This is a genomic window from Paenibacillus sp. Leaf72 (assembly GCF_001422685.1).
Taxonomy (GTDB): Bacteria; Bacillota; Bacilli; order Paenibacillales; family Paenibacillaceae; genus Pristimantibacillus.
Window position 1 is genome coordinate 685456 of the sequence record NZ_LMLV01000001.1, and the last position, 13094, is coordinate 698549.

Sequence of the window (13094 nt, forward strand, 5' to 3'; positions counted from 1 at the left end):
CCAGCTTCAACGAAGTCGCACCGACTGCCCGCCATCAAAAAAGAACACATGGCATTCTGCTACCTGGCGCAGCAAAACAGCTTCAAGTGCCTCCGCATAAAGCTCCAGCTGAAACCGATGGCGCTCGGCTGCACGCTCCCATTGCTGATTGATGATCCGGTCCGTTTTATAATCGACCAGCACCAATCCATGCTGATCCTCGAACACGCAATCCATAACGCCTTGAATTAGAATCTGTTCGTCCTTTGCTTCTTCAGCAACGGAAGGATGCACCCGCGAAGCGGTCAGCATACAGCTGAATGGCACCTCGCGCTTGACCTCATTTGCTGCGAGCAGCCGCAATCCGAGAGGGCTTGCGAAAAAAGCAGCAATATTCATGCTGTCAATGGCTTCCGCCTGGCGCGGTGTTAACAGCTTGCGTTCAATCATGCCCTGGGTAGTCTGCATAACGACGCGCTCATCGACAGTGCCCTTAAGCGGTAAATGCTGCATGACAAGGTGATTGACAGAGCCTTTCTCTGCCGCTGTGAGTGAAATCTGCTCCATAAACCGCGGACGGCGCAATCGGAATGAGCCTCCGGGCGCTGGCTGCAGGTCATTGCTATTATTCGCTTCACCTTGCTGCCTCATGTAATCCGATTGTTCCAGGTAATCCAGCCGTTCGAACGATGAATGACTGCCGCTTGCCTCTATATCATTCATCGCTTCCTCTCCAGCTTCAAACAAAGAAGCGGCTTCGCGATCAGTAAAAGCTTCGCCGTGAAGACGTTTAATCTCAGTAACAGACGTTTTGGCAGGCAAAAGAGTTGCAGCTTGATGAGAATAATGAAAATCCAATCGTTCGCGCAGCTCACTATCCTGCTCCTCAGGCTGCAGCTCAAGCTGAGCCAGCGAAAGAACGCCTTGCAGCCGCAGTTCTCTCTCTTCATGTCCAGCATCTTGCTGAAGCGCTGCTGCTGCTTCACTGCTGAACACCGCAGCTGCAACGAAGCCCGATCGCCATTCCAGCCTTTTCATGCCGGATACCTGAGCGATTTGTTCTGCTTCCTGCTGCGCAAAGCTTGATGCGGCGAGCGGACCAAGCCAATCCAAAAAAGTCGACGCCGCAGCCAGCTTAAAATCCGGTATGCGTCCGCTTGCGTCAATAGCTGCCAGCCAGACCGGCAGCTTCTTAGCTGCATCTGAAACCGTACCGACCAGAAACATTTTTTCCTTCGGGCGGGTGAGAGCCACATATAAAATCCGCATTTCCTCGGCCAGCATTTCCATGCGCAGCCTGCGGCGAATCGCTAGAAATGGCAGAGTTGGATAACTGACCCGCTGCTGGGGATCCACAAATCGCGGGCCGAATCCAAGCTGCTTATGGCGAAGAAAGGCGCTGCGCAAATCCTGCTGGTTAAATGACTTGCCAAGACCTGCCGTGAACACAACGGGAAACTCCAGCCCTTTGCTCTTGTGGATCGACATAATGCGGACGACATTTTCCTGCTCGCCAAGCGCCCTTGCTGTGCCGAGATCCCCTCCGCTATCGCGCATTCGCTCTACGAAACGCAAAAACCGGAACAGGCCCCGGAAGGAGGTCGCTTCGTAACCGCGGGCACGGTCATGCAGAGCGCGCAAATTCGCTTGACGCTGTGTGCCGCCAGGGAGACCGCCAGCAAAATCATAATAACCGGTCTCGCGGTAAATACGCCAAATGAGGTCGGCCAACGCCCCCTGTCTGGCATCGCTGCGCCAACGCTCAAGCTGCACGAGAAACTGGGTCAGCTTCTGGCGAAGCGCCTCTGGAAGCGTTAAACTGCCTTCTGCGGCCAGCAGCGCTTCAAAATAACTGACGCCGGATTTTTCAATCCTTATAAGCGCCAGCTCCTCGGCATCCAAGCCAAAAATAGGGGAGCGCAGCGTGCCCGCGAGCGGAATATCCTGATAAGGATTGTCAATGACTCGCAGCAGCGACAATACAGTCTGCACTTCTATGGCATCAAAATAGCCGCTGCTCAGCTCAGCATAGGCGGGTACGCCATCTGCCTGCAGCTCCTCGATAATAATTGGCGCCCATTGCGATGTCGCGCGCAGCAAAATAACGATATCCCGCCATTCCAGCGGACGGGTCCGTCTGCTTTTTCCGTCGTAAACGCGGTAGCCGCTGTCCATAAGCGACTGGATTTTCCGGGCAATCAGCCGCCCTTCCAGCTGCGCCGTCTGCAAATCCTCGGCCGACTCAGCCGCATCCAGCCCTTCTTCCTCATCCTCCGGCTGCGCTTTATCCTCCGCCATGACGGAGCCAGCCTTATCAATGACGACCAATTCTACTTCAAATTCTCCTGCTTCCTCTGCTGCCGGGAAGGAAGCGCCGCATACCAGCTCCGCTCGCTGATCATAATCCATTTCGGCTACGGATTCCCGCATTATGCCGCGGAATACATTATTTACGCCGTCAACCACCTCCTGACGGCTGCGGAAATTGCGCGCCAGATCAATGCGCAAGCCTGCTGAATGGCCAGTCGAAGAAGCTGCTTCAGCTATTGACTGTGTAGTGGCTGCAGAGGCTGCAGTGGCTGCGGCGTCTTTATCCGCTTCAGCCGTTCCGGGCAGAACAGCCTGTACGGCGTAGCTTTTATATTTATGCATGAATAGATTTGGCTCCGCGAGCCGGAAGCGATAAATGCTTTGCTTCACATCGCCAACCATGAAACGGTTCCCCGCTCCCGGTCTTGAGATCAGCGTTACTATCGCCTCCTGCACCATATTCATGTCCTGGTATTCATCTAGCAAAATTTCATCGAATTGGTTCTGGTATTCCAGTGCCGCGGGCGAAGGCAGCGTCTGCTGCACGGAAGAGTCCTCCGTGCGCAATATCCGCAAGCAATAATGCTCCAAATCGCCAAAATCAAGCAGCCCCTTCTCCCGTTTCGCTGCTTCATACCTTTTGCCAAAATCAATAATGAGCTCGCTCAGCGCTGCCATTAATGGAGCTAGCTCCTGCAGCTCCTCCAAAAACTGCTCCGGCGTACGGCCGAACAGCTCCTCGGCTAGCGTGCCCAGCAGCTTCTTGGCGCTGTCTCGCAAATCTTTCGCCTGCTCCTGCAGCGATTTATCGTATTCGTCGCCGCGCATAGCCTTCAATTTGCCAAATTCCACTGTATGAAATGGCTCAAACCATTGCTCCCAAGGTCTATCCTGTACAGCAGCTTTAAGCATGAGAACAAGTGTCAAATCATCCTCGAAATTGATAGCATAAGGTGCCGGTCCAGCAGGCTCGCGCGTCAAATCAAGCGCCTTCCGAAGCAGCGCTTCTGCCCCGGCGAGCGCCAGCTCCACATCAGCCCGCAAGCTGGAAACCCAGCTGCTGTGCTGAAGCTCGGCTGCATTTTGCAAATTAAAGCTTTCAGCCGTTTCGCGAAGCCATTCTACGGGCCATGGGTGGCTTTGCGCAAAAGCATACAGGTCCTGGACGAGCTTGTACAGCGGCTCATCCCCGCGCTCTCCGCCCAGACGGTCAGCGAGCGCCAGAAAAGCGCTACCAGCGCCAGAATCGGCATCCGCCTCGTCATATTTTTCCTCGAAGAGCTGATCCAGCACCTCCATCCTCAGCAGCTCGCTCTCCGTTTCATTGGCGATGCGAAAGCCAGGGTCAAGCCCAATCAGCGGATAATAACGGCGAATGACATCGAGACAAAAAGAATGCAGCGTCGTGATCGACGACCTGTTCATAAGCGCAAGCTGGCGACGCAAATGCTCAGAGTCAGGCTGGCGATCCAGCTCCTTCTCCAGCGCAATACGAATCCGCTCCTTCATTTCCGCAGCTGCTGCCTTCGTAAAAGTGGCAACGAGCAGGCGGTCCACATCGGTCGAGGATGAAATTTTGCGAATAATGCGCTCAACCAGCACAGCCGTCTTGCCAGAGCCGGCAGCAGCAGCTACTAGAATGTTGGATCCTTCCGTTACTATGGCGCTCCACTGCTCATCGGTCCAAGTGCTGCCTTCCGGTTTAATGGCGTTGATCATGTCCGTCATCGATGCTTTCTCCTTTCTCCAGCCGCTGCCATAGCTCTTCCGTTGAAGGCTTGCGAAGCCGCACATACTCATTGCCGTCAAACAGCGGATCGAACTGGCAAACCGCCTTATAATCACAATATTGGCACGGGATTTTTGTTCCCAGCTTGTAGGGCTCAATCGATACTTTGCCACAGCTGATTTCCGAGCCAATTCCGCTAATGGTCCTCCTGACAGAATCCCGCAAAATGTCCCACTGCTTGTCCGTCACGACGGAGGAGCTGCTGTAGAACGCCCCATCCTTCTTGAGCGCTACAGGCAATAGCTCGGAGTGTCCCGTTTCCAGCTGATCATCCATGAGGCGCACCGCCTCGGCTTCTGCCGTAACGAGTCCTCTTAGCTTAAAGCGTTTGCGCAGCTCTGCTTTGATTTTCGCTTCGTTCATTTGATTAGAAAGCGCAAGCAGCGGATTATGCACGTGAAAATAAAGCACGCCCGCAGGCGATGCCTGCTTTCCAAGCCAGCCGGGAGAATGCGTCACCAATACGTCCAAATACGTCAGCATTTGCAGGGAAAGGCCAAAGGCCACCTCCTCCAGGCGCAGCTGGGTCACGCTAGACTTGTAATCCAGTACACGCAACAACAGGCCCTGCTCCGTATCCGCAGCATCAACCCGGTCGATTCGCCCGATTATTTCCATAGAACGTCCATCCTGCAAAGGAATAATAAGCGGCGGCAGTGTGCCGCCCGGGCCAAAATCAACCTCCAGCCCGACGGGCTGGAATGCGGCCCGGCGGGCATGCTCGCTCAGCATAATGGCAGCCTGCGCTACAATTTCCTTAAGCTTGCGGGCAATGTAGCGATAGCGGCCGCTGCTCAGCAAAATTTGCGATTGCAGCCTTGGTGCAAGCTCGTCCACCGTTTGAACCGCCGCCTCGCGGATCTGACGCTCGGAAGCCGAGCCGAAAGCGTGACCAAGCCCGCCTTCTCCAGCCAAACGGCTGAGCGCAGCATGAAATAGCTGACCCACATCCGGCGCCTCCAGCCGGTGCATTTTCCGCTCGCGCAGCTTCAGTCCGTGAATCGCAAAATGCTGAAAAGGGCACGACACGAAACGCTCCATTCTCGATACGCTCGCTCTCAAGCGAACGCCATAAAGCTGCTGTGCCGTATCAGCGGTCAACAGCTCCTCTTGATTCACATAACCAAGAGATTTTGTAAGCAGCGATAGCTTCGTTTGCCATTCTGGACGTACGGCGAACCAATTGTAAAGCTCCCACCAAAAAGGAGCGATCTCGCTTCCCTGCTTCCAAGCCCGCAGCTCCGTAATTAAATACGACAAGGCACGTTCTGGATGCTGAATATATTCCCTTTGCTCCTTTACCGACATAGTCTGCGTAGGCTCCGCCTGCACTTGCTGTATCGGCAATCCGTGAAACAGCTGCCTCACCTGCCTAATAATTTCCGATGGCAGCAGGCTTTTCCCCTCTTCATCAGCCTCTGACCAACTCATCCACAAATGTCTGCTCGGCGTTGTGAGCGCACTATAAATCAGAAAACGCTCATCCAGCAGCCTCCGCTTGAGGCCCGGCGCCATGACCAAGCCTTCTTCAGCCAGCCGCTCCCGCTCCTGGTCCGTCAGCACGCCATCCTCTTGAAAACGCGTCGGCATGATGCCATCATTAGCTCCCAGCACGTAACAGACCTGCACCTGACTGGAACGCGTACGGTCCATGCTGCCCACCAGCACCTGATCAAGAGCAGGCGGAATGGCACCTAATTTGAGGCTTTCCAAGCCTGTCTCAAGCATGCCAACGAAAATATCGGCGGACAGCGGTTCATTACCAACTAGCTCTACTAATTGGTCAAGCAAATTCATGACTCCATCCCACAGCTGGCGATGACCGCGTGAGCGCTGTACTCGGCCAGCCTCGCTATCCTCGCGGCTCCAGCGCTCCAGACGTTCCGCAACCCCTGTATGCTCAAGCAAGCGATATAGCGCCTCACACATCATGGTAACATTCGAAGCTTTCTCCAGCTCTTTGCCAAACTGCTGCAAAGGAGGAACGATTACACCGCGCGCGGCCATGACCGCCTCAAACTCCGCCTTCGCACGTTGCGATGGCGCATTGGCCGCTGCATCCTGCTCTTCCTCCAGCGACTCGATGATGAATGGACGCCATCTTTTTTCATCCAGCCACTTCCAGCCATCGATGCCCGCCGCCAAGACGAAGTTTTCCAGCCAATCAAATTGGTCGCGGGGAATGCTTCCATCAAGCGGAAACAGCAGCTCGGTCTTAATGCAGCGGAATACCGCCTCATAGCTCCAATTATGAAGCACCGTCTCCAATGCTGAGCGGATGAACTCGACCAGCGGATGATGGACGGTCGTGTGCCTCTGATCAAGGAAATAGGGGATGCTGTATTCTTGAAACGCTGCTTCGATATAGTCGCTGTAATCCCCCGCATTGCGCACCATAACCGTCATATCACGCCAGCTTAGGCTCTCTTCCCTGACTCTGCGCAGCATATCGCGCGCCAGCAGCTCCACCTCGGTTCGCCGATTTGCCGCCGCATGCAGCGATATGCCGCATAATGGGCTGGTTGCATCGAGCATTGCCGGATTTGGAAGCGCCATTTGTGCCCGTCCTCCGTAGTGGCGCTCCAAATGAGCCAGCATCGGGCTGCTGCTGAACCTGCCCGGCGCTTCGCAGGCAGCATTGCTTGTACCGCCGAGCACAATCGGCTCCAGCAGCGCAACGCCTAAGCCCTCCGCCAGTTCCCTCAGCTTTACATACGCATCCGCTGTAGGGTAAAACAAATCCAGCTCAACTGGCCGCTCTCCAGCCGCATATGCCCGATTCAGCTTAAGCGTAATCGTCACTTTCTTCGCCATGCTTATAAGCGAGCTAAGCGCGGCATATTCTTTTGGCGTAAAGCCATTAAAGCCGTCAATCCAAATTTCGGTGTCCCGTATCGTTGAAAATTGAGACAGCCCCGCTGACAGATAGACCAAATAATCCTCCGAATCGACATACTGCCCGGCGAGCTCTTCCTCCAGCCTTTCGTATACCAGCTGCAAGTCATGCAGCTTGCGCTTCAGCAGCGCCGAGTCCTGCAAAGCAGAAGCAGCCTCTTCTCTGCGCTCTGCAATCATCGCCGGATTAATGCCATATCGCTTCCATTCCGTCAACAGCTCGCCCAGACGCTCAATGAAACCAGGCTTTCCAGCACCATGCTCGAACAGCTCCAATTGATCGCCCAGACGCTGCACGATTTTGTACAGCAGCATGTTTTTGCCTTCGTCGCCGATTGGAATGAGCGCGGTACCGCCAGTTTCCTGCATAACGCGAAGAGCAAGCCTGCGAAGGCTCAGCACTTGCGCCCGAATCATTCCCTGCAATCCGCTGCCGCGAAGCAACGTGTACTCGGACTGGAAGGTCGCCTGCTCCGGCACGAGCAAAATAAGCGGAGGCCCATCCGGGTCAGCGCTCAGCCTGCCGCGAATCGCATCCAGGCAATATGTCGTTTTTCCCGCTCCCGAGCGGCCCAGCACTAATTGAAGCGGCATCCTGCAGCCCTTCCTTCCGTAACCTGTCTATTATCAACCATACTACCATACCCGCCGCGACTTTTCACGAGTCCTTCAAACATACGTTCTTAAATATTTGGCAAAAAAACCTCTTGAACGAGCAAGAAGCACACTCGCCGTTCAAGAGGTTTCCGTTATTTGCTGCGCACCTCAAAGATGGCAAATTTCAAGTAATGCCCTTCTGTTACGCCAAGCAGCTGCGGATGATCCTTGCCCGCCGCCCGCCATTCCACAAGCCGGAGCAGCTTGCCTGCATCAGCTGCGGCCTCTTGGATCGTCTCCAGAAACAAATCAGGACGCATATGGTATGAGCAGCTCGCCGTCACCAGATAGCCGCCTTCATTTACCAGCTTCATGCCATGCAAATTAATATCTTTATAGCCGCGGACAGCACCTGCTACCGCATTTTTTGTTTTGGCAAACGCCGGAGGGTCCAAAATGACAACGTCCCAGGTTTGGCCGCCGCCGCTGATCGGCTTGGACGTATCCGTGCCTGCACGGCTGCGCTCCAAACGCTCCTCCAGCCCCTTCGTTTGCAGTCTCAAGTAATCAAAAGCATCGGTTACGACGAATTGTACGCGATCGGTAAAGCCGTTACGTTCCACATTGCGGCGCGCCGTATCAATCGCATGCTCGGAAATGTCCAAGCAGGTCACTTTCTTCGCTCCGTATTTGCAGGCATGCAAGGTAAAGCTGCCCGTATGCGCAAAGCATTCCAGCACCGTCGCACCATCCCAGTAGGGGAAGGTCACCTCTTTGCCATTGGCATTGACTGGAACGAGTTCCCCCGCTGTCTCTGCACTCGCGCTGCTGTCCTCGGCAGGCTTCGGCATTAGTTTAATGCCGCTGCGGTGGCCCCAGCCCTTCATCAGCGGAGCGATGGAGGCGCGATTTTCACGCTGATCATAGAAATAGCCGGTCTTCTGACCTTCGACTATATCAACCTCAAGCTTAAGCCCGTTCTCTTCAATCTCCAATATGGCCGGGCATTCCCCGTACAGCACGCCTGTACGCTTCTCTAAGCCCTCCAGCTGTCTGACGCCGACATCACTGCGCTCATAAATGCCGTGCGGCTCAAACACCTCGATAAGCGCTTCAATGATCGCATCGCGGTGAATGTCCATGCCAAGTGTCAGCAATTGGATAACCAGCACATCATTAAAGCGGTCTACAGTCAACCCTGGCAGGAAATCAGCTTCTCCGTATACGAGCCTGCAATCCTGATCCGGCACAAAACGGCTGCGATGCTCCTTCGCCTGCTGGAAGCGCTCTTGGAAAAAAGCAGCATCCATCGCCTCCAGCGGCTTGTACGAAACAATGCGCACCGTAATTTGCGATTTTGGATTCCAATAGCCCGTCGCCAGATAACGTCCTTGGTGGCTGACTACATCAACCAAGCCGCCCGGCTCTGCGGTGCCTTCCATTTTATCAATCTCGCTTGCATATACCCAGGGGTGGCCCTGCTCCAAACGTTTTTTGCGCCCGCGCTGCAGCGCTATCCTTGCTCTCGTCATAATGGCAAAACCAACCTCTCTCATGCTTGTCATGCTTGTCTTGTTTGCTGCATATATGTATGGGTACACCTGTCATACACCTGTCACTCGTTTTTAGAAAAGGAGATTCAGTCCATGCTTCATTCTATTATTTTGCCGATTGCAATCGGCTTTGCCTTGTTCTTAAGCGGCATGAAGCTGATGGAGCTGGCGCTGCATCGCCTTGCAGGAACGCAATTGAATCGTATTTTGCAGCGTTTTACCGCTACGCCCATTCACGGACTGGCGGCTGGCGCCATCTCTACTGCTTTTCTTCAGAGCAGCACAGCCGTAACCGTCATCTCTATAGGTCTCGTCAATGCCGGTCTGCTCACCTTTCCGCGAACGCTCGGCATTATTCTTGGCACCAACATCGGCACCTGCCTGACGACGGAGCTGCTTGGGCTTAGCCTTGAGCGTCTCACAATGCCGCTGCTCATCCTCTCCGTCTCCGCCTGGCTGCTGACTGCACTGCTCGGCGAGCTGCAGCTTATCCCCGCCTTGCGGACTGGCGGCTGGCTAAACACGATTCGTTCCGCTTCTGTTGCCACGCTGGGCTTCGGCATACTGCTCGCCGGCATGGCAATGATGCAAAGCGTTGGCCCAGACATTAAGCAAAGCGCCATGTTTGACTGGTTTATGAGCAAAACGGCGGACAGCCTCTGGTGGGGGCTGGCCGCCGGCGCGGTGCTAACTGCAGCCGTGCATAGCAGCACAGCTGTCATAGCCATTATTATGGGTTTTGCGGCAATCGGAGCGATGCCGCTTGAGGTTGGCATCGCCGTTGTGCTAGGCGCAAACATCGGCACCTGCGTCACTGCGCTGCTCGCCTCTATTGGCGGATCGCGCGCGGGTCAATTCGTTGCGCTCGCCCATATAACGCTGAATGTCGGCGGCGCGCTGCTCTTTATGCCGTTTGTCGGCTTGCTTGCTGGACTATCAGCTTGGCTGACCGCAGCTCCAGCGGCGCAAATTGCCCATGCGCAAACGCTGTTTAATATTTTCAGCTCGCTGCTTGCCCTGCCGCTCTGCTATTTGCCAGCGCTGCGACGAATGTCCCGCCAAGATTAACCTTCCAATGCTGCACCATAAAACTATGTAAATGGTATGCCCAGCAGCTCTAATGCACCGGAGACGATCCGATTATTGTTGTCATAGCCCGATTGCTTCTGACGTCTCCATGCATCAAGCGGCTCGAACCAATCCACTCCGCGAATTTCTTCTACTTGAGCTTGCAAATCGCCGCCGATGGCTTCAACCAGGTAATAGTGAACCTCTTTATCGACCGTACCATAGGTATCATGCTGGTACTGATATTTAATTTGGTCAATAGGTGCTATGATATTGCCCTGAAGCCCCGTTTCCTCAGCAATTTCCCGCAATGCGGTCTGCTCAACGGTTTCGCCTGCCTCCATCTTGCCTTTGGGAAGCGATACTTTGCCATAACGATCCTGAATAAGCTGAATTTGCAGCTTGCCTTCCTCCGTGCGGCGGTAGACGACGCCTCCTGCTGATATTTCCTTCACACCTGTTTCCCCCTTGCCTGATTGACATCATATCGCAATAGCGAAAACTCCAGCCGCTTCCTCCTAGCGAAGCCAGCGGCCGAAATTCAAGCCTAATGTATGGCCTTTTGTTATGCTCTCAGTGCTTCCGCTGTTGTATGAATGGCAGCTTGCTGATCTTGCTCATCATCCAGCTCCAGCACGAAGCTGTGAGTTTCGGAGCCGCGAAGCGCCTGCGCTTCGCCTTCCAGCACTCGCACAAGCTGGCCACGGCATTCATTGACGCCAGCTTCCGTAACCTTAACGCGGCACAGCTTGCCGATTAAGTCCTCGGAGCCGTTGAATACCACTTGAATGTAGTTGTCGGAATAGCCCATAACGAATCCCGTTCCTGGAGCTCCCTTGTAGTCGCGCTCTGGAATAATATCAAGCACAGCGCCTACATACTTCTCTGCATAGGCAAGCTGCATGCGCTCGGACAAGTCGATCAGCTTGTGAACGCGTTCGTTCTTAAGTTCTTCATCCACTTGATCCTCCATGCGCGCTGCCGGTGTACCCGTCCGTTTGGAGTAAGGGAACACGTGCATTTCCGAGAAGCCCAGCTCCTCCATAAAGCGAAAGCCTTCCTCGAACATTTCGTCCGTTTCGCCAGGGAAACCAACGATGACGTCCGTTGTAATAGCTACGCCCGGCATAACCTCGCGAATACGCTTGATTTTTGCCGCGTATTCCTCCGTCGTATATTTGCGGCGCATCCGCTTCAGCACGGAGTTTTCGCCGGCCTGCAGTGGAATATGGAGATGGCGGCACATTTTCGTGGACCGATTCAGCACATCAATCATCGCCTCATCGATCTGGCTTGCTTCGATCGAGCTGATGCGGATCCGCTCGAGCCCTTCAATATGATCCAGATCCCACAGCAGGTCGCTTAGACGATAATTATCCAAATCGTCGCCATATCCGCCTGTGTGAATGCCCGTAAGCACGATTTCCTTATAGCCTGCCGCAACCAGCTGCTTCGCCTGCTCAACAACGCTGTGCGCCTCCCGGCTGCGGGACAGCCCGCGCGACCATGGAATGATGCAGAAGGTGCAGAAGTTGTTGCAGCCCTCCTGAATTTTTAGAAACGCCCGTGTGCGCTCGGCAAAATCCGGCACATCCAGTTCCTCGAATTCGCGCGTCTTCATAATGTTGCGAACAGCGTTGACCGGCTGGCGGTCCGCATGAATTTGATCGACAAATGTCATAATTTTCTCACGGTCCTGCGTACCGATAACGAGATCGACGCCGGGAATCGCCATAATTTCAGCTGGAGACGTCTGCGCGTAGCAGCCGGTTACCGCTATAACGGCATCCGGGTTGCGGCGCACTGCGCGGCGAATAATTTGGCGGCTCTTCTTGTCGCCTGTATTGGTCACCGTACAGGTGTTGATTAAATAAACATCAGCGGTCGCTTCGAAATCGACCTGCTCGTAGCCTTCATTTTTGAACAGCTGCCATATCGCTTCTGTGTCGTAAAAATTCACTTTGCAGCCTAATGTATAAAATGCAACCGATGGCATGTTGTTATACTCCTCCCATTTCTCCGGCTTCATACAGCAAGCATGTCAATCCGACGATACCTGCGGTTTCCGTCCGCAATATCCTTTTGCCGAGGCCGACAATGATGGCTCCTGCTGCTTCTGCCTCATCTGCTTCACGCTCGGTAAAGCCGCCCTCCGGCCCTACCATTAGCAATACGCTCGGAGCTGAAGTATCGCTCCCTCTGTTAGAGCTCCAGCTATTCAGCGCCTGCCTAATACCCACGCCTTCCGCTGCATCGCCTTCGCGTTCATAACAAAACAAAACTAAATCATAGGAAGCAATCGATTTGACCAGCTCGCGCCAGCTCCGCACCGGCTCTACAGCCGGAACGCGGCAGCGATGCGACTGCTCCGCCGCTTCCTTGGCGATTTTGCCCCAACGCTCCAGACGCTTCGCTTCCTTCTTGCCGTCATATTGCACGATCATGCGCTCTGACTGGAACGGGACAAACGAATAAGCGCCAATTTCGGTGCCCTTCTGGATGACCAGCTCCATCTTGTCGCCTTTCGGCAAGGCTTGGGCAATCGTAACCGACCAGCTCGGCTCGCTATTTTGGGGAAGCTCTTCTGCAATAGCCGCTACAACCTCGGTGGACGAAGCTTCCCGCACAGAAGCAAGCACGACCCGCTGCTCGCCGTCGCTTGCAATAAACGTATCGCCAGCCTTCATCCGCATGACGCGAACAGCGTGGAATGCATCCTCGCCAAGCAAGCGGACTTCATTATTTTCAAACTGTTCTTTCGCTATAAAATACCGCTGCATATCGTCTACATAACCATCCTTCATAATAGCATGTTTTCATGTCGAAAATCCATGACCAAACCGCCCCACACTAGGTGGAACGGCTGGCGCCGTTCTTTGGCGGCGCGGCGCGTTTCAATCCGA

Annotated in this window: 7 protein-coding genes; 1 reads left to right on the plus strand and 6 read right to left on the minus strand. The window is 54.4% G+C overall.

Annotation, left to right across the window (positions count from 1 at the left end; translation table 11 throughout):
* Positions 1-6: 6 nt before the first annotated feature.
* From addA to ASF12_RS03055, 3 genes are all read right to left on the minus strand, one after another.
* On the minus strand, positions 7-4017 hold the full coding sequence (gene addA / locus ASF12_RS03045) for a helicase-exonuclease AddAB subunit AddA (protein ID WP_056029349.1): 4011 nt from the start codon (positions 4015-4017) through the stop codon (positions 7-9).
* The gene (addB, locus tag ASF12_RS03050) at positions 3992-7567 is read right to left on the minus strand and encodes a helicase-exonuclease AddAB subunit AddB (protein ID WP_056029352.1); all 3576 of its coding nucleotides are present in this window, start codon (positions 7565-7567) and stop codon (positions 3992-3994) included. Before addB ends, addA begins: the two co-directional genes overlap by 26 nt.
* 155 nt (positions 7568-7722) lie before the next feature.
* Positions 7723-9102 carry a class I SAM-dependent rRNA methyltransferase gene (locus tag ASF12_RS03055; protein WP_056029355.1) on the minus strand — a complete coding sequence of 460 codons (1380 nt, stop codon included), beginning with the start codon at positions 9100-9102 and terminating at the stop codon, positions 7723-7725.
* Between the two features lie 114 nt (positions 9103-9216).
* Here ASF12_RS03055 and ASF12_RS03060 point away from each other — a divergent pair, with 114 nt between their 5' ends.
* A complete protein-coding gene (locus ASF12_RS03060; protein WP_056029358.1) occupies positions 9217-10191 on the plus strand; it encodes a Na/Pi cotransporter family protein in 975 nt (324 codons plus the stop codon).
* Between the two features lie 23 nt (positions 10192-10214).
* On the opposite strand, the gene ASF12_RS03065 is transcribed toward ASF12_RS03060, so the two are convergent.
* From ASF12_RS03065 to ASF12_RS03075, 3 genes are all read right to left on the minus strand, one after another.
* Positions 10215-10646 carry an NUDIX hydrolase gene (locus ASF12_RS03065; protein WP_056029360.1) on the minus strand — a complete coding sequence of 144 codons (432 nt, stop codon included), beginning with the start codon at positions 10644-10646 and terminating at the stop codon, positions 10215-10217.
* A gap of 110 nt (positions 10647-10756) precedes the next feature.
* Positions 10757-12187 carry a tRNA (N(6)-L-threonylcarbamoyladenosine(37)-C(2))-methylthiotransferase MtaB gene (mtaB, locus tag ASF12_RS03070; protein WP_056029363.1) on the minus strand — a complete coding sequence of 477 codons (1431 nt, stop codon included), beginning with the start codon at positions 12185-12187 and terminating at the stop codon, positions 10757-10759.
* Between the two features lie 4 nt (positions 12188-12191).
* The gene (locus tag ASF12_RS03075) at positions 12192-12971 is read right to left on the minus strand and encodes an RsmE family RNA methyltransferase (protein WP_056032745.1); all 780 of its coding nucleotides are present in this window, start codon (positions 12969-12971) and stop codon (positions 12192-12194) included.
* Positions 12972-13094 lie beyond the last annotated feature (123 nt).

Excerpts from the sequence above, each read along its gene's own strand:
- addA (WP_056029349.1), bottom strand. The coding sequence starts at position 4,017 with ATGACGGACATGATCAACGCCATTAAACCGGAAGGCAGCACTTGGACC.
- addB (WP_056029352.1), bottom strand. The coding sequence starts at position 7,567 with ATGCCGCTTCAATTAGTGCTGGGCCGCTCGGGAGCGGGAAAAACGACA.
- ASF12_RS03055 (WP_056029355.1), bottom strand. The coding sequence starts at position 9,102 with ATGACGAGAGCAAGGATAGCGCTGCAGCGCGGGCGCAAAAAACGTTTG.
- ASF12_RS03060 (WP_056029358.1), top strand. The coding sequence starts at position 9,217 with ATGCTTCATTCTATTATTTTGCCGATTGCAATCGGCTTTGCCTTGTTC.
- mtaB (WP_056029363.1), bottom strand. The coding sequence starts at position 12,187 with ATGCCATCGGTTGCATTTTATACATTAGGCTGCAAAGTGAATTTTTAC.
- ASF12_RS03075 (WP_056032745.1), bottom strand. The coding sequence starts at position 12,971 with ATGCAGCGGTATTTTATAGCGAAAGAACAGTTTGAAAATAATGAAGTC.